The sequence below is a fragment of the Geodermatophilus sp. CPCC 206100 genome (assembly GCF_048569675.1).
Classification (GTDB): Bacteria; Actinomycetota; Actinomycetes; order Mycobacteriales; family Geodermatophilaceae; genus Geodermatophilus.
The window spans coordinates 1-21,672 of the sequence record NZ_JAQISV010000012.1; the positions used below are offsets into that span (position 1 = coordinate 1).

At 75.0% G+C, this 21,672-nt stretch carries 27 protein-coding genes; 15 read left to right on the forward strand and 12 right to left on the reverse strand.

What is annotated here, in order from left to right; genetic code table 11:
* Positions 1–71 precede the first annotated feature (71 nt).
* Positions 72–488, reverse strand: a complete 417-nt coding sequence (gene msrB, locus PGN05_RS06640) for a peptide-methionine (R)-S-oxide reductase MsrB (RefSeq protein WP_419751744.1) — start codon at positions 486–488, stop codon at positions 72–74.
* A gap of 133 nt (positions 489–621) precedes the next feature.
* On the opposite strand from msrB, the gene PGN05_RS06645 reads away from it, so the two are divergent.
* Entirely contained in the window at positions 622–1,086 is a 465-nt protein-coding gene (locus PGN05_RS06645) for a hypothetical protein (RefSeq protein WP_419751745.1), read from the forward strand.
* A 78-nt stretch (positions 1,087–1,164) separates the two neighbouring features.
* On the opposite strand, the gene PGN05_RS06650 is transcribed toward PGN05_RS06645, so the two are convergent.
* Entirely contained in the window at positions 1,165–1,368 is a 204-nt protein-coding gene (locus PGN05_RS06650) for a cold-shock protein (protein WP_419751746.1), read from the reverse strand.
* Between the two features lie 230 nt (positions 1,369–1,598).
* Here PGN05_RS06650 and PGN05_RS06655 point away from each other — a divergent pair, with 230 nt between their 5' ends.
* The gene (locus PGN05_RS06655) at positions 1,599–1,889 is read left to right on the forward strand and encodes a hypothetical protein (RefSeq protein ID WP_419751747.1); all 291 of its coding nucleotides are present in this window, start codon (positions 1,599–1,601) and stop codon (positions 1,887–1,889) included.
* Positions 1,890–1,903: 14 nt separating this feature from the next.
* On the opposite strand, the gene PGN05_RS06660 is transcribed toward PGN05_RS06655, so the two are convergent.
* Positions 1,904–2,299 (reverse strand): hypothetical protein, encoded by a 396-nt coding sequence (locus tag PGN05_RS06660; RefSeq protein ID WP_419751748.1) that lies wholly within the window; start codon positions 2,297–2,299, stop codon positions 1,904–1,906.
* A gap of 96 nt (positions 2,300–2,395) precedes the next feature.
* Positions 2,396–2,668, reverse strand: a complete 273-nt coding sequence (locus tag PGN05_RS06665) for a YciI family protein (protein ID WP_419751749.1) — start codon at positions 2,666–2,668, stop codon at positions 2,396–2,398.
* Positions 2,669–2,774: 106 nt separating this feature from the next.
* On the opposite strand from PGN05_RS06665, the gene PGN05_RS06670 reads away from it, so the two are divergent.
* Positions 2,775–3,029: a hypothetical protein gene (locus tag PGN05_RS06670; protein ID WP_419751750.1), complete on the forward strand. Its 255-nt coding sequence runs from the start codon at positions 2,775–2,777 to the stop codon at positions 3,027–3,029.
* A gap of 57 nt (positions 3,030–3,086) precedes the next feature.
* Positions 3,087–3,683: a 5-formyltetrahydrofolate cyclo-ligase gene (locus PGN05_RS06675; RefSeq protein ID WP_419751751.1), complete on the forward strand. Its 597-nt coding sequence runs from the start codon at positions 3,087–3,089 to the stop codon at positions 3,681–3,683.
* Positions 3,684–3,695: 12 nt separating this feature from the next.
* On the opposite strand, the gene folP is transcribed toward PGN05_RS06675, so the two are convergent.
* The 6 genes from folP to PGN05_RS06705 all read right to left on the reverse strand — a co-directional run bounded on the left by folP (position 3,696) and on the right by PGN05_RS06705 (position 10,143).
* A complete protein-coding gene (gene folP / locus PGN05_RS06680; RefSeq protein WP_419751752.1) occupies positions 3,696–4,517 on the reverse strand; it encodes a dihydropteroate synthase in 822 nt (273 codons plus the stop codon).
* Positions 4,514–5,842: a bifunctional folylpolyglutamate synthase/dihydrofolate synthase gene (locus PGN05_RS06685; RefSeq protein WP_419751753.1), complete on the reverse strand. Its 1,329-nt coding sequence runs from the start codon at positions 5,840–5,842 to the stop codon at positions 4,514–4,516. The genes folP and PGN05_RS06685 overlap by 4 nt, the downstream gene beginning before the upstream one ends.
* Entirely contained in the window at positions 5,839–6,480 is a 642-nt protein-coding gene (locus tag PGN05_RS06690) for a cyclodeaminase/cyclohydrolase family protein (RefSeq protein ID WP_419751754.1), read from the reverse strand. The genes PGN05_RS06685 and PGN05_RS06690 overlap by 4 nt, the downstream gene beginning before the upstream one ends.
* A complete protein-coding gene (gene pabB / locus PGN05_RS06695; protein WP_419751755.1) occupies positions 6,477–8,294 on the reverse strand; it encodes an aminodeoxychorismate synthase component I in 1,818 nt (605 codons plus the stop codon). Before pabB ends, PGN05_RS06690 begins: the two co-directional genes overlap by 4 nt.
* On the reverse strand, positions 8,294–9,154 hold the full coding sequence (gene folD / locus PGN05_RS06700) for a bifunctional methylenetetrahydrofolate dehydrogenase/methenyltetrahydrofolate cyclohydrolase FolD (protein WP_419751756.1): 861 nt from the start codon (positions 9,152–9,154) through the stop codon (positions 8,294–8,296). The genes pabB and folD overlap by 1 nt, the downstream gene beginning before the upstream one ends.
* A gap of 125 nt (positions 9,155–9,279) precedes the next feature.
* Complete coding sequence (locus PGN05_RS06705; RefSeq protein ID WP_419751757.1) at positions 9,280–10,143, reverse strand: methylenetetrahydrofolate reductase; 864 nt, start codon at positions 10,141–10,143, stop codon at positions 9,280–9,282.
* A 335-nt stretch (positions 10,144–10,478) separates the two neighbouring features.
* On the opposite strand from PGN05_RS06705, the gene PGN05_RS06710 reads away from it, so the two are divergent.
* The 7 genes from PGN05_RS06710 (at position 10,479) to PGN05_RS06740 (ending at position 15,652) form a co-directional block, all read left to right on the forward strand.
* Positions 10,479–12,074: an ATP-binding protein gene (locus PGN05_RS06710; RefSeq protein ID WP_419751758.1), complete on the forward strand. Its 1,596-nt coding sequence runs from the start codon at positions 10,479–10,481 to the stop codon at positions 12,072–12,074.
* On the forward strand, positions 12,071–12,733 hold the full coding sequence (locus tag PGN05_RS06715) for a response regulator (RefSeq protein WP_419751759.1): 663 nt from the start codon (positions 12,071–12,073) through the stop codon (positions 12,731–12,733). Before PGN05_RS06710 ends, PGN05_RS06715 begins: the two co-directional genes overlap by 4 nt.
* A gap of 135 nt (positions 12,734–12,868) precedes the next feature.
* Positions 12,869–13,159, forward strand: a complete 291-nt coding sequence (locus PGN05_RS06720) for a 2Fe-2S iron-sulfur cluster-binding protein (protein ID WP_419751760.1) — start codon at positions 12,869–12,871, stop codon at positions 13,157–13,159.
* Between the two features lie 175 nt (positions 13,160–13,334).
* Positions 13,335–14,039, forward strand: a complete 705-nt coding sequence (locus PGN05_RS06725; protein ID WP_419751761.1) for an alpha/beta hydrolase — start codon at positions 13,335–13,337, stop codon at positions 14,037–14,039.
* A gap of 26 nt (positions 14,040–14,065) precedes the next feature.
* Positions 14,066–14,341: a muconolactone Delta-isomerase family protein gene (locus PGN05_RS06730; protein ID WP_419751762.1), complete on the forward strand. Its 276-nt coding sequence runs from the start codon at positions 14,066–14,068 to the stop codon at positions 14,339–14,341.
* 80 nt (positions 14,342–14,421) lie between these two features.
* Entirely contained in the window at positions 14,422–14,799 is a 378-nt protein-coding gene (gene ligA, locus PGN05_RS06735) for a protocatechuate 4,5-dioxygenase subunit alpha (RefSeq protein WP_419751763.1), read from the forward strand.
* Positions 14,792–15,652: a class III extradiol dioxygenase subunit beta gene (locus PGN05_RS06740; RefSeq protein ID WP_419751764.1), complete on the forward strand. Its 861-nt coding sequence runs from the start codon at positions 14,792–14,794 to the stop codon at positions 15,650–15,652. The genes ligA and PGN05_RS06740 overlap by 8 nt, the downstream gene beginning before the upstream one ends.
* 177 nt (positions 15,653–15,829) lie before the next feature.
* On the opposite strand, the gene ligM is transcribed toward PGN05_RS06740, so the two are convergent.
* On the reverse strand, positions 15,830–17,236 hold the full coding sequence (gene ligM / locus PGN05_RS06745) for a vanillate/3-O-methylgallate O-demethylase (protein WP_419751765.1): 1,407 nt from the start codon (positions 17,234–17,236) through the stop codon (positions 15,830–15,832).
* Positions 17,237–17,372: 136 nt separating this feature from the next.
* Positions 17,373–17,600, reverse strand: coding sequence for a hypothetical protein (locus PGN05_RS06750; protein ID WP_419751766.1), 228 nt, complete (start codon positions 17,598–17,600; stop codon positions 17,373–17,375).
* A 353-nt stretch (positions 17,601–17,953) separates the two neighbouring features.
* On the opposite strand from PGN05_RS06750, the gene PGN05_RS06755 reads away from it, so the two are divergent.
* From PGN05_RS06755 to PGN05_RS06770, 4 genes are all read left to right on the forward strand, one after another.
* Positions 17,954–19,111 carry a CynX/NimT family MFS transporter gene (locus PGN05_RS06755; RefSeq protein WP_419751767.1) on the forward strand — a complete coding sequence of 386 codons (1,158 nt, stop codon included), beginning with the start codon at positions 17,954–17,956 and terminating at the stop codon, positions 19,109–19,111.
* Positions 19,112–19,175: 64 nt separating this feature from the next.
* A complete protein-coding gene (locus tag PGN05_RS06760; protein WP_419751768.1) occupies positions 19,176–19,829 on the forward strand; it encodes a GntR family transcriptional regulator in 654 nt (217 codons plus the stop codon).
* Positions 19,826–20,530 carry a 4-carboxy-4-hydroxy-2-oxoadipate aldolase/oxaloacetate decarboxylase gene (locus PGN05_RS06765; protein ID WP_419751769.1) on the forward strand — a complete coding sequence of 235 codons (705 nt, stop codon included), beginning with the start codon at positions 19,826–19,828 and terminating at the stop codon, positions 20,528–20,530. The genes PGN05_RS06760 and PGN05_RS06765 overlap by 4 nt, the downstream gene beginning before the upstream one ends.
* Positions 20,527–21,606 (forward strand): 4-oxalomesaconate tautomerase, encoded by a 1,080-nt coding sequence (locus tag PGN05_RS06770; RefSeq protein ID WP_419751770.1) that lies wholly within the window; start codon positions 20,527–20,529, stop codon positions 21,604–21,606. Before PGN05_RS06765 ends, PGN05_RS06770 begins: the two co-directional genes overlap by 4 nt.
* Positions 21,607–21,672: the final 66 nt, after the last annotated feature.

Consider the following 21,672-nt stretch of genomic DNA (forward strand, 5'->3'; position numbering starts at 1 on the left):
GGGCGCCCCCCCCGCCCTCCCCTGGGGTGCGAGGCCGCGCGGGCGCGGAACCCGCGCCCCGGCGACTCCGCTCAGGCCTCCTGCAGCCGGATGCTCACGCTGTTGATGCAGTAGCGGTCGCCGGTCGGCGTCTGGGGGGCGTCCTCGAAGACGTGACCCAGGTGGCTGTGGCAGGTGCCGCAGAGCACCTCCGTGCGGACCATCCCGTGGCTGTCGTCCACGCGGAGGACGACGTTGTCGGCGGACGTCGGCTCGTAGAACGACGGCCAGCCGCAGTGCGAGTCGAACTTCGTCTCGGAGCGGAACAGCTCCGCCCCGCACGCCCGGCAGGTGTAGACGCCCTGCGTCGTGGTGTCGACGTACTCACCGGTCCAGGGCCGCTCGGTGCCGGCCTGGCGGAGGACGGCGTACTCCGCCGGCGACAGCTGCGCCCGCCACTCCTCGTCGCTCTTGCTGACCTTCGGCTGGTTCTGCGCGGACGTCGTCATGGGTTCCACGGTACGACCGCCGTCCGCGGCCCAGCCCGGCCTCCCGCGCCCCGCACGACCGCCGGGCCGGTCAGCCCACCGCACCGCCACCCCGGGTGGCCGGTCGCCGCCGTGCCCGGCGGAGACTGACCGGGTGACCTCGCCCGACGCCCCGCTGCCCGACGTCTGGTTCACCCGCGACCTGCCGGTCCTGCGGGCCATCGCCCGGCTGGTCGACGAGCCGAAGCACGGGGGCGCGCCCTACCTGCTCGGCTCCGTCGTGCCGGCGAGCGGCCTGCCCAAGGCGGAGGTGATCGCCGCGGCGAAGGCGCTGGTCTCGGCCGGGTACGCCGAGGCGTTGACCAACCACGCCGGGGACATCGTCCGGATCACCGGGATCTCCCCGGAGGCCCGCCGGCTGGCCGGGCTCTGGCCGACGCCGCAGGGGGAGTGGGACCGGCTGCTCGAGCAGCTGACCGCGCGAGCGGCGAACGCGCCGACCGACGTGGAGCGGGCGCGGTGGCGGGCGTTCGCCGAGGCGGCGGCCGCGGTCGGGCCCGACGACGGGGCGCTGCTCATGTCGGCGCTCATCGGCGGCTACGTCCCGCGGGCGCGGTAGCCCCGGCACACGGGACCCCACACACGACAGCGCCCCCGTCCGGAGACCGGACGGGGGCGCTGCGACTGATCGAGGAGATCAGATGGGGTTGACGTTCGCCGCCTGCGGGCCCTTCTGGCCCTGCTCGATGTCGAACGAGATGCGCTGGCCTTCGTCGAGCGAGCGGTACCCGCTGGACTGGATGGACGAGTAGTGGACGAACACGTCCGGTCCGCCGCCGTCAGGGGTGGCGAAGCCGAACCCCTTCTCCGCGTTGAACCACTTGACAGTTCCTTCGGGCATTGCTCGCTCCTAGCTGAGGTGGTGCATCGGGGTCCTGCCATAGCGCAGGGCCTTCCCGACGTGACGACCATAGTCGCCAGAGGGGCCGCGCGGGGGGTGGGGGCCGCGCGGCGCTCCGCGCGCCGCATCTTGCGGCGATCGTGCGGTTGTCCGGGGGGTGACCTGCGGCTGGGCCCGGAGAGTCCTCGGTGCCGGGACGGACCCGGCTCATCGAGGAACGGACTCCCGCCATGACCGCCGCCCTGCTCCCCGCCCCCTTCGCCCTCTGCGACATCGAGGACCTCGCCGAGGCCGACCTGGACGCCGACCTCTCCGACCGGCTCGAGGCGGCCGGCTGGGTGCTGCTGCGCTCGGACGGCGCCGGTGCCGACGGCGACGAGATCGGCCGGCTCATCGACCGTCCCGGCGCGGCCACCGGGCGTGCCGACGCCGTGGCCCTGGCCTGGTCCGTCCGCCGCTGGCACACCGACGCCGTGAAGGCACACGACCTCGGCCTGCGGGCCGCCATGCTGATCGGCTGACCCGGCGCCGGAGTTCAGAGCAGCCGGCCGGGCTCCTCCGGGAAGGGCCGGCCGGGGCCGCTCACGTAGTGGACCGGGCCCGGTGCCGGGGTGCCCGGGGGACCGGCCGGGAGCGCCAGCGGCTCGGACCGCCAGGAGGGCACCTCGATCGGGGGCTGCTCGGCCCAGTACTGCTCGGCCAGCCTCGCCCGCTCCGCGCGCCACTCCTGCACGGAGCGGCGCCACCGCCGTCCGCCGACGTCGAGCCCGACCAGGACGGCGACCCCGACGGCCACCGTCAGGCAGGCGTTGGCCACCGCGGTCGCCACGTCCAGCGGGGTGAGCCGCGGCCAGCCGATGGCCTCGAGCTGGGTGCCGACGATCTCGACGAGGACGTAGAGCAGGCCGTACACCAGGAACGACACCCGCACCGCGCACCTCCCTCGTCGACCCGTTCCTCCCTCAACGGCAGGTCCGGCCGCCGACCGGCGTGCCGGCCGGGCCCGTTCACCCGTCCGGGTGACCGGTCAGGGGGCGAGCACCTCGTTCCACGGGCGGACCGTCCAGCCGGCGACGACGCCGTGCTGCACGAACGGATCGCCGGCGATGAACTCCTCGGCGGCCTCGCGCGTGGTGAACACGCCCATCGCGTCGCCGTTCATCGGCTCGTCGAAGGTGCCGACCATGAGGAGCAGACCGCGGTCGCGGAACTCGTGCAGCCGGGCCACGTGCGCCGGGCCGTGCTGCTGCGCCAGCGGGAGGAAGTCCTCGACCGCCCGGTAGGTCATCACGTACTTCACGCCGGCCATCCTGTCGGCGCGCGGGCCGCGGAGGAACGGGCAGGTCCGCAGACACCTTGTCCTCGCCTTAACCCGCTCTTGACCCTCCGGGGGGCACGGTCGGCGGGTGACGGGCGGACGCGCGGGCTGGATCGTGGCCGTGGCGTCCACCGCGGCCCTCGTCTGCCTGGCCGGCTGGCTCGTGACCGCCTCCGCCCTCCCGGTCACGACCGTCGTGCTGCTCGCCCTGCTCGTCGGCCTGATGCGGATCGGCTTCCGCTGCGTCGCCGCCGTCGCCGAGGACGATCCGGCGCGCGACGGCACGGGCATCCTCGGCCGGCTGTGCTGCCCCCGGATCGGCTCGCCCGGCACCCCGGTGTAGCGCGGGCACCCGGGTGCTCCGGGGGTGCGCCGCGGGCGGAGTGCCTACGCTGCCGTCGTGACCGTTCCCGGTGAGCAGGCCGCTCAGAAGGACCAGCTGCGCCAGTACCTGCTCTACGAGCGCCGGGTCCGCACGCCGTCCGAGCGGGCCGACGCCGCCGACGCGGTGACCTCGGCCCTGCTCGCCGGGCTCGACGGCGTCGGCACGCTGGCCGCCTTCGTCCCCGACCCCGACGAGCCCGGGGCCGGCCGGCTGCCGGATGCGTACAAGGACCTGGGCGCCCGGCTCCTCCTGCCGGTCATCCCGTCCACGGGCCGCATCCTGGACTGGGCCGAGTACACCGGCGAGCTGGAGGTCGGCCGCTACGGGTTGTCCCAGCCACCCGGGCCGCGGCTGGGCGCCGCCGCGATCGAGGCCGCGGACGCCGTCGTCGTCCCGGCCCTGGCGGTGGACCGCTCCGGCATCCGGCTGGGCCGCGGCGGCGGCTACTACGACCGCGCGCTGGTGCACGCCCGCCCCGACGCCCGGCTGGTCACCGTGGTGTTCGACGGCGAGCGCGTCGACGCGCTCCCGAGCGAGGCCCACGACCGGCCGGTGACGGCGGTCGTGACGCCGTCCGGCGGCTGGGAGGACCTCCGGGTGCGGGCGGACTGAGGTCCGCGGGTCTCAGCGCCCGACGGCGGCGACGACCCGCACCGCGTCGGCGCTGCCCGCCACGTCGTGGACGCGCACGCCCCAGGCGCCCGCCCGGGCGGCCAGCACGGTGGTGGCCAGGGTGGCGGAGTCGCGCTCCAGCGGCGTCCGCGCGCGCCCGTCGGCGGTCTCGAGGACCGCGTTGAGGAAGCGCTTGCGGGACGCGCCGACCAGGAGCGGGAAGCCCAGGTCACCGATGTCCGCCAGTCCCGCCAGGAGCGCGAGGTCGTGCTCGGGCTGCTTGGCGAAGCCGAGGCCGGGGTCGAGGACCAGCCGGTCGGGGGAGACCCCCGCGACCAGGGCGCCGTCCACCCGGCGGCACAGCTCCCGCCGGACGTCGGCGACGACGTCGTCGTACCCGGCCGCGGCGTACATGTCGGAGCTGTGCCCGCGCCAGTGCACGAGCACCCAGGGGACGCCGGCGTCCGCCACGACCCGGGCCATCGCGGGGTCGGCGAGGCCGCCGCTGACGTCGTTCACCATGACGGCGCCGGCCGCGAGCGCCGCCGCGGCCACCTGCGACCGGGTCGTGTCGATGCTGACCGCGATCCCGAGCCGGGAGAGCTCGGCGACCACGGGCAGGACCCGCCGGCACTCCTCGGCGGCGTCCACCCGCGCCGCCCCCGGGCGGGTGGACTCGCCGCCCACGTCGACGTAGTCGGCGCCGGCGGCCACCATGCCGCGGCCGTGCGCGACGGCCGCCCCGACCGTGTCGTGGGCGCCCCCGTCGGAGAACGAGTCCGGCGTGACGTTGAGGATGCCCATGACGACGCACCGGCCGGGCCGGGCGATCACGACGGGCGCTGCGACCGCAGCAGGGCGGCCGCCTCCCCGGCGGTGACGACGCTGCCGGTGACCAGGACGGCGGTGACCCCGTCGCTCGCCCGGTCCAGGGCCGACCGCACGGCGCCCGCCAGGTCGGGCTCGACGGTCACCCGGTCGGCACCCAGCACCTCGGCGGCGGCGGCGCCCAGGTCGGCGGCGGGCAGCCGGCGCGGCGACGTGTTCTCGCTGGCGACCACCTCCACCGCCGGGTCGCGCAGCGCGTGCAGCATGCCGACGACGTCCTTGTCCGCCAGGACGGCGAGCACGACGAGAACGCGCTCGACCGAGCCCAGCTCGCGGACCGCCGCCAGCGTGGCCGCCATCCCCGCCGGGTTGTGCGACGCGTCGACCCAGGTCCGGGGTGCGCCCCGCACGGTCTCCAGCCGGCCGGGGGAGCGGACCTGCGCCAGGACCTCCCGCACCGTGTCCGTTCCCAGGCCGCGGCCCCCGGCGGCGAGGAAGGCCTCCGCGGCGGTGACCGCGGTGGCCGCGTTGCCCGCCTGGTGCAGGCCGAGGAGGGGGAGGAAGAGGTCGCGGTGGTCGCCGGCCTCCCCCCGGAGGTCCAGGAGCTGGCCGTCGTCGCGCGGGGTGCGCCGGAGGACGCGGACCTCCCGCCGGGCGTCCAGCACCGGGGCGCCCACCTCCCGGGCCCGGTCGAGGAGCACCGGGAGCGCGGGAGCCGGCTGGTCGGCGACCACCGCCACCGACCCCGGCTTGACGATCCCCGCCTTCTCCCGGGCGATGGCCGCCTCGTCCGGCCCGAGGTACTCGGTGTGGTCCAGCGAGATGGGGGTGACCACCGCGACCCGCCCGTCGGCCACGTTGGTGGCGTCCCAGGTGCCGCCCATGCCGACCTCGAGCACGACCGCGTCCAGGCCGGCCTCGGCGAACGCCAGGAACGCCATGGCGGTGACCGCCTCGAAGAACGACAGGCCGCCGACGCGGGCCTCCACGCGCTCCAGCACCGGCCGCAGCCGGGCGTGCACGGCGGTGAACCGGTCCTCGTCGAGGGGGGCGCCGTCGACGACGATGCGCTCCCGCATCGTCTCCAGGTGCGGGCTGGTGTAGCGCCCCACCCGGAGGCCGGAGCCGCGGAGCAGGTCGTCGACCACCCGGGCGGTGGTCGTCTTGCCGTTCGTCCCGGTCAGGTGCACCACCGGGACGGCGTCCTGCGGCCGACCCAGCGCCTCGGTGACCGCACGGATCCGCTCCAGCGACGGCTCGAGCCGGCTCTCCGGCCACCTCCGGAGCAGGTCCTGCTCGACGGCGGCCGCGGCGGGGAGGGCGGAGGTCACCGCCGCATCAGCTCCCGGACCTCGACCTCGACCTCGTCCGCGCGGCGCACGAGGTCGTCGACCACCGCGACGGCCGCGGCGAGGTCGGCCCGGGCGCGGTCGTCCACGATGCCGGGGAGGTTCGCCTCGACGGCCAGCCGCGCCGTGGTCGCGGCGGCGCGGGCGGCGGCCGTGGCCGCCGCGACGTCGCTGACGAGGTTGCGGTTGGCGACCGGCAGGATGCGCTCGGCCAGCGACACCAACGCCACCGCGCACTGCACGACCCGGAGCGGCGGCTGGGCCGCGGCCTGCTGCTCCTCGTCCAGGCGCCGGCGGCGGTGTTCCGCCTCCTCGGCGGTGCCCCGGGGCAGCTTCATGGCGTCGGCGACGGCCCGGAACGCCTGCTCGTCGTCGGCGGCGGCCTCCAGGCACGCGTCGCGCTGCGCGTCCGCCGCCGCCACCACCTCGCGGACGAGGTCGGCGTGCTCCTCGTCCCGGGTGAAGCGGCCGACCATCGCGACGAGCGACGCCGACAGCGCCGCCTCGATCGCGGCCGTGGCCCCCGCGCCCGGAGCCGCCATGCGAGCGGCCAGGGACCCGAGGAAGTCGCCGATCGACTGCCGGTCCAGCTCGTCGCGGTCGCGCACCGGGCCGGTCACGAGCCGGCCACCGGGGCGCTCCGGGCCGCGACCCCGAGCCGCTCGGGGGCGTGCGGCTCCGCACCGGCCAGCCGGGCCGGGCGCCAGCCACGGAGCGAGTTGACCACGGCGATCTCCTCGGCGTCGTGCAGGTCGCGGACGAACAGGACGCGCTCGTGCAGGCGGCCGAGGTCCAGCAGCCGGCCGCGCTCGACGCCCGGGAGGCAGCCGGACGTCGTCGGCGGCGTCCACCACCGGCCCCCGAGGCGGAGGGCGAGGTTCGCCGTCGTCGTCTCGGTCAGCTCGCCGTGCTCGTTGACCAGGACGACGTCGTCGGCCTCGGGGTGGCGGAGGGCGCGCGTCAGGTAGACGTCGCGGCGGGTGCTCTTGTGCTGCAGCCACGGATCGGCGGAGTCCACGGGGTCGTCGTCCACCGCCAGGCGCACGGGCCGGGTCGCCGCCGGCGGCATGGCCTGCAGCTCGACCTCGACGGAGCCGTCGCGGGAGAGGAGCACGCGCACCCGGGCCGGCTCGGTGCGCCCGGCGACGGCCGAGCGCACGGCCTCCCGCACGGCCGGACCGTCGTGGCGGACGCCGGCCCAGCCGGCCGAGTCGGCCAGGCGGGCCAGGTGCCGGTCGAGGTTGCGCAGGCCCCCTCCGGGGACGTACGCCAGCGTCTCCAGCAGCCGGTGCTCGGTCACGTCGTGGGCCAGGACGGCCGCCTTGGCGTGCAGCTCGGCCCGTTCCGCCGCCGCCTCCGAGCCCCAGGTGATGCCGCCGCCGGCGCCGTACACGGCCGCACCGGAGGCGCGGTCGACCACGGCCGTGCGGATGGCGACGTTGAACCGCGCCCGGAACGGGGCGGACGGCGGGGCGACCAGGCCCACGGCGCCGCAGTAGACGCCCCGCGGCGTGGGCTCCAGCTCGTCGATCAGCTGCATGGTGCGCCGCTTGGGGGCGCCGGTCACCGAGCCGCAGGGGAACAGTGCGCGGAACAGGTCGAGCAACCCGACGCCCGGCTGCACCCGCGCGCTGACCGCCGAGGTCATCTGCCACACGGTGGGGTAGCGCTCGACGGCGAACAGCTCGTCCACGACCACGCTGCCGACCTCGGCCACCCGGCCGAGGTCGTTGCGGAGCAGGTCGACGATCATGAGGTTCTCGGCCTGCTCCTTGCCGCTGGAGCGCAGGCGGTGGCGCTGCTCCCGGTCCTCGGCCGTGGTGCGGCCGCGCGGGGCGGTGCCCTTCATCGGCCGGGTCCGGACGACGTCGCCCGCCCACTCGAAGAACAGTTCGGGGCTGGCGCTGGCGACGGCGTACCGGCCGAGGTCCAGATAGGCGTTGTAGGCGCCGCACTGGGCGAGCGCCAGGCGCGCGTAGAGCTCCTCGGGGTCGCCCGGGACGGTCGAGCGCAGCCGGTCGGTCAGGTTGCACTGGTAGGTCTCGCCGGCGGCGATGTGCTCCCGGACCGCCGCGACGGCGCCCGCGTGCTGGGCGGCGGTCCAGTCCGGACGCCAGGCCGACGTGGGGAGCCCCGCTGCGTCCGGCGGGGTCACCGGATCGACCTGCTCGGGCGCGTCGCACAGCCCGAACCACACCAGCGGCGGCTCCCCGGGCGCCGGGGAGCCGCCCGGGAGCTGGGGATCGAGGCCGGCGCCGGCCTCGTACGCCACGTACCCGAAGGCCCAGCAGCCGGCGTCCGTGGCGTCGTGGACCCGCTGCAGCACCCCGGCCACCTGGTCGGGCCGCACCGCGGTGAGGACCTCGAACGGCGGCGGGCAGCGCAGCGACTGCCCGGCGCGCAGGTCGTCGAACCGCGCCCACGGTCCGGACATCAGTCCCCGATGCCCTGCTGGGCCTTGGCGGCGGTGAGGGTGTTGGCGAGCAGCATCGCGATCGTCATGGGGCCGACGCCGCCCGGCACGGGGGTGAGCGCCCCCGCGACCTCGGCGACCGAGTCGAACTCCACGTCGCCGTGCAGCCCGTTCTCGCCCCGGTGGATGCCGACGTCGATGACGGTCGCGCCGGGCCTGACCGCGTCTGCCCCGACCAGGCCGGGGATGCCCGCGGCGACGACCAGGACGTCGGCGCGCCGGCACACCTCGGCGAGGTCCTTGGTGCGCGAGTGCGCCATGGTCACCGTCGCGTTCTTCGCGAGCAGCAGCTGGGCCATCGGCTTGCCCACGAGCACGGACCGGCCGACGACGACCGCCTCCGCGCCCGAGAGCGGGACGTCGTACTCCTCCAGCAGGACCATGACGCCCGCCGGCGTGCACGGCCGCAGCCCGGGACGCCCCTGGGCGAGCAGCCCTGCGTTGGCCGTGGTCAGCCCGTCGACGTCCTTGGCCGCCGGGATGCGCGCGATGAGCGCCTCGGAGTCCAGGTGCTTGGGCGTGGGCAGCTGCAGCAGGATGCCCGACACCGCCGGGTCGGCGGCCAGCTCGTCGATGAGCGCGGCGGCGGTCTCCTGGTCGACGTCCCCGGGCAGGTGGCGGTGCAGGTCCTGCATGCCCGCCGCGACCGACAGCCGGCGCTTGTTGCTGACGTAGACCTCGGAGGCGGGGTCGTCGCCGATCAGCACCGTGGCCAGCCCCGGCGGCCGGCCACCCGCGGCCAGGAGCTGCTCGACGCCCTTCGCGACGTCCTCGCGGACCCGCCGGGCGACGGCGGTCCCGTCGATCACCCGCGCGCTCACCGGGCGCTCGACTCGGAGCGGGGGGTGCAGGGGACGCGCGGATGCCGGGTGCTGGAGGGGGTCATGTCTCTCCGGTCGTCAGGAGGCCGGCCGCTGGGCCGGGCGGGCGAGAGGGGCGACTGCGATCAGGCGAGGCCCTGCAGCGTGCGCTGCCGCCAGGCCTCGGTCGGCTCGAGGTCGTTGAACGTGAAGACGTGGAAGCCCTCGATGGTGTTGTCCGGCTTGCCGATGTGCGGGGCCAGCCCCTTGATGATCTTGTCGGGGCTGTAGCCCCCCGGGATGAAGAAGCGCCAGAACAGGCTCTGCTGCTTCTTGAGGAACTTCGCCGACTCGCCGATGCCCAGGCCGCCGGAGACCCGCATCAGCTTCGCCCGGGTGACCGCGCCCGGCACGCCCACGTGGACGGGGAGGTCGATGCCGCGGCGCTTGAGCTCGCGGGCCCACCGCAGGATCACGGCGGGGTCGAAGACGATCTGGGTCTTGATGTGGTTGGCCATCGGCGCCTTGTCCTTGAGCGCCTGGAACAGCACGTCCTCACCGACGGTGGGGTGGCCCTCCGGGTGGCCGCCGATGCCGATGTCGGTGAAGCCGTGGTCGAGTTCGTGCAGCGCGGTCAGCAGCGACAGGGCGTCCTTGAACTCGGTGGGGGTCTCCGTGGGGTCACCGCCGACGATGAAGACGTCCTTGATCCCGGCCTCGCGGCACCGGGCGACGATCTCGGCCAGGTGGGTGCGCGACCCCACCTGCTGGGCCGACAGGTGCGGGGCGACCTCGTAGCCGTGGTTCTTGAACTTGACGCTCAGGTCCACCGTCGCGTCCTGGCCCTTGGCCGGGGACGCGGTCACGGTCAGCCGCACGTTCTTCGGCACGAACTGGAGGACCTGCTCCTCGGTCTTCTTGAACGGGATCACCTCGTAGCCGAGTTCGGCGAAGGTCCGCTTCAAGGTCGCGCGGGTGGCGGTGTCCCGGACGGTCAGCGCTCGCTTCACGTGAGTCTCCCTGTGCACGATCGGGCGGGAGCATGCCCGCGGAGGACGTCGTCGGGGTGGTACCCCGTGGCCGGCCCGCTATCCCTGACGCGACCCCGGTGGCCGCGGTCCGAGCAGCCGGCGCACCGACATCCCATCGTGACCGGCGCCACCGCGCACCCCGACGGGAACATGACGGCACCTGGCCCGCCGGTTCGGTCGTCGCGCCTACGTCAATCGTCGCGGTCGGCGGCGACCGGCCGCCGGGGTGCCGCCGTCCACCGTCCGCCGGTCGTCCGCGGCATGGAAGCATCTGCCCGGCCAGGTGCTGGTCAGCTGCGGAGGAGGAGGGGTCGGTGGAGCTCGGGGTCAGGGCCGGCGTCGGGACGCCGCACGCCCCGGCCACGTCGTCCGACGAGGTGCTGGAGCACGCCGCGGAGGGCCTGGCCGTCATCGACGCGCAGGCGCGCTTCCTGGAGGCCAACCCCGCCGCCGTCCAGCTGTGCGCGCTCCCGCCCGGTGCCGTGGTGGGGAGTCGCTCGCCCTTCCCCGCCCCGGAGGACGAGGAGAGCACCCGGACCGGGGAGCAGACCGTCGCGTGGGAGCCGGCACCGGGGCAGCGGCGCGAGTTCGCCTACGTCCTCGCCCCGGTCCCCGGCCGGCAGCGGTGGGTCGTGTCCTTCCGCGACGTGACACTCAGCCGGCTGCGCGAGCGGCGGCTGGCCGCGATCGCCAAGGTCGCCTCCAGCGTCGCGTCCAAGCGTTCCCTCGTCGGCACGCTGGAGGCGCTGGCCCAGGAGGTGGCGCGCACCGACGCGCTCGCCGGCGTCCAGATCCTGACGGTGAACTCGTCGGGGGACCGGCTGCACGTCATGGGCGCCGCCGGTTTCGGCCGCGACGTCCGCTTCTTCGACAAGCTCATGGCGTCCCGGGCCCAGGGCGCCCGGCTGCTGATGCTGGACGCCCTGGAGAAGCGGCAGCCGCTCATCTCGGCCGACCGGTACGACGCGGTCATGTCCGATCCCGACTGGGCCCCGTTGCACGACGCGATGCGGCACCCCCGGTGGGACTGGTTCGTCAGCGTCCCCCTGCTGGCGCGCGGTGAGCCGGTCGGCATCCTCAACGCCTTCTTCGCCCCCGGCCAGGTCGTGGGGGACACCGAGCTGGAGTTCCTCCTCGCCATGGCCGAGCAGGCGGCGATGGCCGTGGACCACGCCGCGCTGCTGGAACGGGAGCGGGACGTCGCCCGGCGCGAGGAGCGCCAGCGGCTGGCGCGCGACCTGCACGACTCGGTGGTGCAGCAGGTCTTCTCGATGATGATGCAGGCCCGGTCCCTCGGCGTGCTGGTCGAGCGCGGGCGGCCACCGGCGCCCGAGGCGGTGGCCCAGGTGGCCGACGACCTGAGCAGCAGCGCCGAGGCCGTGCTGGCCGACCTGCGCGGCATGGTCGTCGAGCTGCGCCCCGCGGTGACGACGGCGACCGGGCTCACCTCGGCGCTGCGGTCGCTGGCCGAGACGACGTCGGCGCGGACCGGTGTCGCGGTGACGTTCGACGTCGACGACCCGGCCGCCGAGCTGGCCGGGCTGGACGCCGACCTGCTCGAGGACGTCTACCGCATCGCCGCGGAGGCGCTGCACAACAGCGTCAAGCACGCCGCCGCGTCGCGGATCGACCTGCGCCTCGGGGTGACCGCCCACGGCCGCCGGCGGCGGCTCGTCGCCGAGGTCACCGACGATGGGTGCGGCTTCCCGGCCGAGCCCGCTCCCGCCCCCGCCGGCGGATCCGCCTCCAGCGGGCTCGGCATGACCGTGATGCGCGAGCGGGCGGCCCGCTGGGGCGGGGCCGTCCGGGTGCGGCGGCCGGCCTCCGGCGGCGCGAGCGTGCGCCTCACGCTGCCGCTGCCGACGTCGGTGCCCGCCACACCGGCGACCGAGGGGGAGGAGGAGTCGTGACCGTCCCCGACCCGATCCGGGTGCTCGTCGTGGACGACCACGCGGTGGTGCGCCGCGGCGTGGTCGCCTACCTGGAGGCGCTGGAGGACGTCGAGGTCGCCGGGGAGGCCGGCCACGGGCAGGAGGCCCTGGACCGGCTCGCCCGGGCGGCCGTCCACGGGGAGCTCCCCGACATCGTCCTCATGGACCTGCAGATGCCCGAGATGGACGGCGTGACCGCCACCGGTGAGATCGTGCGCCGGTTCCCCTCGGTGAAGGTCGTCATCCTCACCAGCTTCGGCGAGACCGAGCGGGTGCACGCGGCGCTGGAGAGCGGCGCCTCCGGCTACCTCCTCAAGGACGCCGGACCGGCCGAGGTCGACGCGGCGCTGCGCGCGGCGGCCCGCGACGAGGTCTTCCTCGACGCGGCCGTGACCCGCCGGCTCACCCAGGAGATGCGCGCGCCGCGCACGGGGCTCGGCGTGCTCACCGCGCGGGAGAAGGAGGTGCTGGTCCTCATCGCCGAGGGCCGGTCCAACAAGGACATCGCCCGGCACCTCGTCATCAGCGAGCGCACCGCCCGGACCCACGTCAGCCACCTGCTCACCAAGCTCGGGCTCACCTCCCGGACGCAGGCGGCGCTGCTCGCCGTCAAGGAGGGCCTCGTCCAGCCCCGGTGAGCGCGGGTGCCGTCATCTGTCGCAGCCGCGGCGCGACGGCCGCCTCCGCGGTGTCGGTCAACCGGGTGATCCGCCGGGCGGCCGACCCTCCCTAGCGTCGCCCGCGTCCCTGCGCCACGACCGGGGGAGGACCGCGTGACCGCAGTTCCGGAGCCCGTCGGGGGCCTGCACCTCGAGTGCGCCGCGGCCGGCCTGGCCGTCGGCGTGCCGCCGGGCACCTCCATCCTCGAGGCCGTGCGCCGGGCGGGGCTCGAGGTGCCGGCCGCGTGCGACGACGGCCGCTGCGGTGCCTGCGAGACGCGGGTCCTCGACGGGGACCCGGACCACCGCGACGGCGTGCTGACCGCCGAGGAGCGCGCCTTCGGGGAGACGATGATGATCTGCGTCTCCGGCGCGCGGGGCAGCCACCTGGTGTTGGACCTCTGAGCGGGGTCACCCGGGCGGGTGGTCCCCACGACGGATGACGTAGGCGGCCCGCGCCGCATCGGTGGCGGCGCCGTGACGTCGGGCCGATCCTCCGAGTTGCCGCCGTCCGTACTGTGACCGCGTGGGTGGCCCGCGGCGGGCACCTGTCCCGAGGTCGTCCGAGGAGGCACGGAGCATGGCCACGTTCGTCCTGGTCCACGGGGCCTGGCACGGCGGCTGGTGCTGGGACCGGGTGGCCCCCCGGCTGCGCGCGGCCGGCCACGAGGTGCACGCCCCCACGCTGACCGGGCTCTCCGAGCGCGCGCACCTGCTCTCCCCGCTGGTCGGCCTGGACACCCACGTCGAGGACGTCGTCCGGCTCCTCGACACGTTCGCCCTGCGCGACGTCGTCCTGGTGGGGCACAGCTACGCCGGGCAGGTCGTCACCGCGGTCGCCGACCGGCGCCCGGACGCGATCGCCCGGCGCGTGTACCTCGACGCCTTCGTCGGCGACGACGGCCAGGCCGCCCGCGACCTGCTGCCCGAGCAGGTGGAGCACCACTGGGCGGAGTCGGCGGCCGAGCAGGGCTTCGGCTGGCTGGTGCCGGTGCGCAAGCTGTCGGTGCTCGGGGTGACCGAGCAGGCCGACGTCGACTGGCTGACGCCCAAGCTGACGCCGCACCCGTGGAAGACCTACCTCGACCCGCTGGACCTCACCGGCGCCGTCGACCGCGTGCCGGCGGCCTTCGTCGAGTGCGTGACCTGGATGCGGGTGTTCCAGGCGCAGGGCGAGCGGGCACGGCAGCGGGGCTGGCCGGTGCACGAGCTCGACACCGGCCACGAGGCGATGGTCACCGCGCCCGAGGCGCTGTCCGACGTCCTGCTCGAGCTCGCCCGCTGACCGCCGACCCCGACAGGAGACCGACCGTGGAGTTCCTCGTCCGCTCCGAGAACCGCCTGCCGCCGGAGACCCCGGCCGAGCGGCGGGAGGAGCTGCGCGCGGCCGAGCGGACCCGCGCCATGGAGCTGCGGGCCGCCGGCGTCCTCAAGCGGCTGTGGCGGGTGCCCGGCCGCAACGCCACCATCGGCCTCTACGAGGCGGCCGACCCCGCGGCGCTGCACGACGCGCTGGTGTCGCTGCCGATGTCCCCGTGGCTCGACGTGCACGTCGAGGCGCTCGCCCAGCACCCGCAGGAGAAGTGATGCCGACGCTGGCGGAGCGGGTACCCGTCGTGCCGGAGACCCCGGTCGCCCCTGTGCCGGGCACGGAAAGAGGAGCTCGGATGAGCGCAGAGACGCCGATCGCGCCGGAGTCCCGGTTCGACGTGCCGGGGACGCCGGTCTTCGACGGGCACACCAGCCGGCGCGGGCTGCGGATGAACAAGCTGTTCATGAGCCTGGTCAAGGTGGAGAACCGGCAGACCTTCGCCGCCGACGAGGCGGCGTACTGCGACTCCTTCGGGCTCGCCCCCGAGCAGAAGCAGGCCGTCCTCGACCGGGACTGGCAGGCCATGATCGACCTGGGCGGCAGCATCTTCTACGTGTACAAGCTGGCCATGATCGACGGCCGGTCGATGCAGTACCTCGGTGGTGTCTTCAGCGGCATGACCGAGGACGAGTTCGCGGCGATGATGCGGGCAGGGGGACGGCGCAGTGGCTGAGGTGATCTGGGGTCTGGCGACCTCCCACGTCCCGGCGATCGGCGCGGCGATGGACCGCGGGAAGACCGAGGACGCGAACTGGAAGCCGCTGTTCGAGGGCTACGGCCCGGCGCGCGAGTGGCTGGCCGAGCACACGCCGGACGTGGCGATCGTCGTCTACAACGACCACGCCAACGGCATCGACGTCGACATCGTGCCGACCTTCGGCCTCGGCACCGCCGACCGCTACGAGGTGGCCGACGAGGGGTTCGGGCCGCGGAAGGTGCCCGACGTCGTCGGTGACCCGGAGCTGTCGCTGCACCTGCTGGAGAGCCTGGTGGACGAGGGCTTCGACCTCACCGTCTTCCAGGAGCTCGACGTCGACCACGGGCTCACCGTGCCGCTGTCGGTGTGGACGCCGGACCCGGGCGAGGCCTGGCCGTGCCCGGTCATCCCGCTGCTGGTCAACGTGCTCCTGTACCCGCAGCCGACCGCGGCTCGCTGCTATGCGCTCGGCCAGGCCCTCGGCCGCGCCATCGCCAGCTACCCCAAGGACACCAAGGTCGCCATCCTCGGCACCGGCGGCATGTCCCACCAGCTGGCCGGCTCGCGCGCGGGCTTCGTGAACCCCGAGTTCGACCAGATGTTCCTCGAGGCGATCGAGAGCGACCCGGCCAAGCTGACCTCGCTGTCCCGTGAGGACTACATCCGCGAGGCCGGCTCCGAGGGCATCGAGATGATCATGTGGCTGATCATGCGGGGGGCGCTGCGGGAGCAGGTGCGCCGGGTGCACTCGACGTACTACGTGGCCGCGTCCAACACCGCCGCGGCGCTCGCCCTCTTCGACAACCGGGTGCCGCAGCCGGCGGTCTGAGCACACAGCACGAGGCCCTCGGGTCCGGCGGTGCCCGGGGCCTCGTGGGTCCCGCGGGGGGGGGTGTCCCCGCGGGCGGCGTCCGGTCCGCCGCACCGCGGGGATCCGACCCGGGACGTGCGGAGGGGCCGGGTGGCGGGGTCATCCCACGCCACCCGGCCCCGGAACCGGTGTCGGTCAGGCGGTGGCGGCCGTCCGCCAGCCCGACTGGTAGTCGCCACGAGCGACCGTCGAGTACGGCGCGGGGCTCACCACGGCCCGCACCTCGAACTGCTCGTGCGGCTCGACGGTGGCCTTCTTGCTGCCGCCGTCGGGCTCGCCCCAGACGACCCGGACCTCGGCGCCGATCGGCACGTTCGGGTCGACGGTCGCCAGGGACAGGCCGCGCCGCTCGTTGGAGCTGTAGCCGGTGAACATCGACAGGCCGATCACCGTGCCGTCGGCGTCGATGACCGAGTCGAAGTTCGACGACCCGTAGTTGGCGTTCGGCAGGTCGAAGGCCTGGTAGCCGGGGCCCTCGACGTCGGTCAGCGAGCCCAGGATCTTGGCGAGGTCCTCGGCGTTCCACTCGAGGGTGACCTTGCGGCGCTGGGCGTCCTTGTCGAGGTTCTCCAGCGCCGTGCGGCCGATGAAGTCGTGGTCGAACTTGACGAACGACCCGTACCCCAGCTCCCACGGGTTGGTGTAGTAGTCGGCGATGTTGTCCGACACGAAGCTGCCGGCGATGGCGTTGGTCGCCTCGTAGCTGTCGACACCCAGCCACTCGCGGTAGGCGCGTTCCTCCTCGCCGTCGTAGATGGCGGGCAGGGGCGAGGGGATCCAGCCCGACTCCAGCGTGTTCGAGGAGTAGGCGCGGGAGCCACAGGGCTCGATGCCGAACTCGGCGCCGGCCTCGAGGATGGTGTCGCGGATGAAGTCGTGGTCCTCGTAGGGACCCCAGATCTCCAGGCCCGGGGCACCGGCCATGCCGTGGCGCAGGGTGCGCACGGTCTTGCCGCCGATGTTCATCGTGCTCATGCGGAAGAACTTGAGCTGCTCGAGGTCGCCGCCGTGCAGCTTCTCGATGACCTGCCAGGCGTTCGGGCCCTGGATCTGGAAACGCCACAGCGACCGGGAGACCGGGTGGCCGTAGGGCCGCGAGGGCGAGCGCGGGTCCTGCTTGAAGTCGACGTTGTAGCCGCCAGTCTCGGCGTGGAACTGCAGCCACTCGGCCGTCGGGGCGCGGCCGACGAAGACGTACTCCTCCTCGGCGAGGTGGAAGAGGATGCCGTCGCCGATGACGTTGCCGGCGGCAGTGACGGGGACGTACTGCTTGGCCATGTCCACCGGGAAGTTCGCGACGCTGTTGATCCCGGTGTCCGAGATCAGCTTCAGGGCGTCCGGCCCGGAGATGAACGAGTTGAACATGTGGTGCGACTGGTCGAAGAGCACCGCGGTGTCCCGCCATGCCTTCTGCTCCCGCCGCCAGTTGCTGAACTCCGACGGGACGACCGGGTAGATGTAGGTGCCCAGCTGGGAGTTGCGCAGCAGCTCGACGGTGTTGCCGCTCTGGTCGAGGAGTTCCTGCAGGTTGCTCGCTGTCATGTCCGTCCGTTCTCGAGTGTCGGTTCCGGGCACCGCCCCGGTTGGGACGGCGAGGCGTCTGGCCGGTCCAGAGGTCCGGGCGGCCGGGGTGGTGGGCACAGCGTGCCTCCCGGCGGGGCCTCCGGGCTGACCGGGGTCAGCCGCGGACGAGGTCGACGACCTCCTCCGGGATCGGCCTGCGGGTCGGGGTCACCGCCCGCACCGCGTCGGGGATGACCACACGGCGGAGGGCGGCGCTGCCGATCGTGGCACCTCCCCGGTCCGCGGGCGACTCGGTCCGGCGGTCTCCGGGGGCGGGCAGGACGCGCCGGGCGGCCTCGAGGGCCGACCCCCGGCCGGAGGTCGTGCGGGTCGCTGGTGTCACGGCCCCCCTCCCGTCCGCTCGAGGTCCGGATCGTCGCCGGCGTTCCCGCCCGGCCGTCGCGAGGACGTGTCACTACCGTCACGCCTGTACCAGAGCCTAGGGCGGGGCTGTGGCGGCGGACACGTCGAAACGACGGGCTCGCCCGGTCGATTGGGGCAGCCGGGCCTACGTCGGATGACTCGGTGTGCGTCATCCGTCGTGGGCGGCGTCCCGTCCCGGACCGATCCGGCCGGCGCGTGCACGCGGGTGTGCAGGGGTCCGTTCTCGGGAGGAGTGTGCCGGTGGCACCGGAGTCGATCCGCCGTCCCGTGCCAGGGGCACCCCCCGGCAGGGGGACCACCGCCTGGCCGGCCGTGCTGAGCCTGATGGCCGGCGGGGTGATCGGCGCCGCGCAGATCGGGAAGGGTGCGGCCGCGCTGCCGATCCTCCAGGACCAGTTCCAGCTCAGCGCCTCGGCCGCCGCCTGGTTCCTCTCCGTGGTGAGCGCGCTGGGGGCGGTCGCCGGCGCCCTCCTGGGCTGGCTGGGACAGGCGCTGGGCTTCCGCCGCCAGGTGCAGCTGGGCCTGCTGGCGATCGGCGTGTGCAGTGCCCTGGGCGCGGCCGCGCCGTCGGCCGGGTGGTTGCTGGCCGCCCGGGTCGGCGAGGGGCTCGGCTTCGTCTGGGTGGTCCTCGCCGCGCCCGGGCTGCTGCCGGAGCTGGCCGCGCCGGAGCAGCGCCGGCTGGTCGTCGGGGGGTGGGGCGCCTACATGCCGGTCGGCGCCGGGCTGGCCACGCTGCTCGTGCCGCCGGCGGTGGCGCTGATCGGCTGGCGCGGCGCGTGGCTGGTCGACGCGGGTCTCACCGCGTGCGTGCTGCTGACCGTGACCCGGTGGGTGCCGCGCCCGGCCGTCGGGAGCCGGCCGCCCAGCACGGCCGGGCTGGTGACCGCCGTCCGCTCCTGGGGCGTGCTCGGCCTGGCGGCGCTCTTCGGGTTCTACACGGCCCAGTACCTCGCGCTGGTCGGGCTGTTCCCGTCCGTGCTGGTCAGCGGCGGGCTCGGGCTGGGCGCCGCCGGGCTGGTGGGCGGTCTGGTCTTCCTCGTCAACGCCCCGGGCAACCTCCTCGGGGCGGCGCTGCTGCACCGCCGCACGCCCCGGCGGCTGATGTTCGTGCTGGGCAGCGCCGCCATGGCCGTCACCGTCTGGGGCGTGCTGAACCCGGCGCTGCCCCTGGCGGTGCGCATCGCCTCGGCCATGGCCTTCTCGTTCGCCGCGGGGCTCATCCCGTCCGCCGTCTTCAGCGGCGTGACGACCCTGTCGGCGGGCACGGCGTCGTCCGGGGCGTCGGTGGGGCTGCTCATGCAGGGGTCCAGCCTCGGCCAGCTGCTCGGCCCGCCCACGGTGGTGGCGGTCGGCGCGTCCGTGGGCTCGTGGGGCGCCGAGGCCGCGGCCCTCGCCGTCATGGCCGCGTTCGCCGGCCTCCTCGGCTGGTCGTGGCGGGACCCCGACGAGTCGGGCCGCAGCGATCCCTGACAGGATCGTCAACAGTCCGGCGGGTGCGCGCCGGTGCCCCCGGGATCGCGACGGAGGAGGCTGCGTGGGATCAGCAGCGCAGGCGACGGCCGAGCGGGCCCTCCGTGCGGCGATCTCCCGCGGTGACCTGCCCCCGGGGTCCCGGCTGGTCGAGGCCGACCTGGTGGCGCTGATCGGGGTCAGCCGGAACAGCGTCCGGCTGGCCATCGACGCGCTGGCCGCCGAGGGGCTGGTCGAGCGGATCCCGCACAAGGGGGCGCGCGTCCGGGTGGTGTCGACCGAGGAGGCCGTCGCCATCACCGAGTGCCGGGCGCCGCTCGAGGGGCTCATCGCCCGCAAGGCGGCCGAGCGCATCACCGACGACGAGGCGGAGCGGCTGCGCGAGCAGGTCGGGATGATGGCCGCGGCGGTGGACTCCGGTGACCTGCTCAAGTACTCCGACCTCATCCACCAGCTGCACGGCATGGTCCACGAGGCCGCCCGCCACCCGGTCGCGGCCGGGCTCGTCGGCCGGCTGCAGGCCCAGCTGGTGCGCCACCAGTTCCGGCTGTCGCTGCGGCCGGGGCGGCCCCGGGTGAGCCTGGGCGAGCTGGCCGCCGTCGTGGACGCCGTCGCCGCCCGCGACCCCGACCGCGCCGAGGCCGCCGCCGTCACCCACGTCCAGAGCATCATCGGGGCGCTCGAAGACGCCCCCTCGGAACCCGGAGGACCCGCATGAGGACCGTCGTCGTCACCGATCCGCCCCGCGCCGACGTCGGCGACGCCGAGAAGCTCGGCGAGTACGGCGTCGCGACCGTGCACGAGGCCCTCGGCCGCGTCGGCTACCTGGGGCCGGAGTACCGCCCGGCGTGGTCGGGCGCACGGATCGGCGGCACGGCCGTCACCGTGGTCTGCTGGCCGGGCGACAACCTGATGATCCACGTCGCCGTGGAGCAGTGCCGGCCCGGTGACGTGCTCGTCGTCGCGACGAACTCGCCGACCACGGACGGCCTGTTCGGCGAGCTGTTCGCCACCGCCCTCGCCCAGCGCGGAGTGCGCGGTGTGGTGCTGGCCAGCGGCGTCCGGGACGTCGTCGAGCTGCGGGAGATGGGCTTCCCGGCGTGGGCGCGTGCGGTCAGCGCGCAGGGGTCGGTGAAGGCGACCGCCGGCGCCGTGAACGTGCCGGTCGTGCTCGGCGGCCAGGTGATCCACCCGGGCGACGTCGTGCTCGGCGACGACGACGGCGTGATGGTCGTGCCGCGGGCCGACGTGCCTAGGGCCCTGACCGCGGGCCAGGCCCGCCTGGACAAGGAGGCGGTCAACCGCGCGGCGTTCCAGCAGGGCGAGCTCGGCCTGGACCGCTACGGCCTGCGCGAGAAGCTCCCCGACTTCGGCATCGAGTACCTCTCCTACGAGAAGTGGGCCGAGGACCAGCGGTGAGCTACGACGACACCGGCGTCCGCTGCACGATGCTGCGCGGCGGCACGTCCCGCGGCCTGTTCTTCGAGGCCGGGGACCTGCCCGCCGACCCCGCCGCCCGCGACGACCTGCTGCTTCGGCTGATGGGCACCCCCGACCCCCGGCAGATCGACGGGCTGGGCGGCGCCACGTCCCTGACCAGCAAGGTGGCGGTCGTCTCGCCGTCCGGCGCCCCGGACGTCGACGTCGACTACCTCTTCCTGCAGCTCGGGGTGGACGAGGCCACCGTCAGCGACCAGCAGAACTGCGGCAACATCCTGGCCGGCGTCGGGCCGTTCGCCGTCGAGCGCGGTCTCGTGCCGGCCGGCGACGCCGAGACCAGCGTGCGGATCCGCATGGTCAACTCCGACAGCGTCGCCGTCGCCACCTTCCCGACCCCCGGCGGCCGGGTCGAGTACCGGGGCGACGTCGCGATCGCCGGCGTCCCCGGGACGGCCGCTCCGGTGGTCCTCGACTTCGCCGACACCGAGGGCTCGGCGACGGGCGCCCTGCTGCCGACCGGGCACGTGCGCGACACCGTCGAGGGCGTCGAGGTCACCTGCGTGGACAACGGCATGCCGCTCGTGCTCGCCCTCGCCGACTCGTTCGGGATCACCGGGTACGAGGCGCACGACGCGCTCGCCGCCGACGCGGCGCTGCTGGAGCGGATCGACGCCTTCCGCCGCAAGGCCGGCCAGCTCATGGGCCTCGGGGACGTGTCCCGGTCCTCGGTCCCCAAGACCGTGCTGCTCGCCGCCCCGCGCGACGGGGGCCAGGTCTGCACCCGGTCGTTCATCCCGGTGCAGCCGCACACCTCGATCGGCGTGCTGGCCGCGGTCAGCGTCGTGACCGGCATGCGCCTCCCGGGCGCCGTCGGGCACGAGCTCACCGCCGGCTGGCCGGAGGACACCTCGCAGGTCGACGTCGAGCACCCCACCGGCCACCTGCTCGTCGACGTGGTCGTCGACGCCTCCGTCACACCCCCGCGCGCGGTCCGATCCGGCGTGGTCCGCACCGCCCGCAAGCTGTTCGACGGCACGGCCTTCCCCCGCGCCTGAAGAAGGACCCTCCTGCCGCCCACCCTGGAACGCCCACGGCGGGGCCCGGCAGGGGGTCACCGCCCC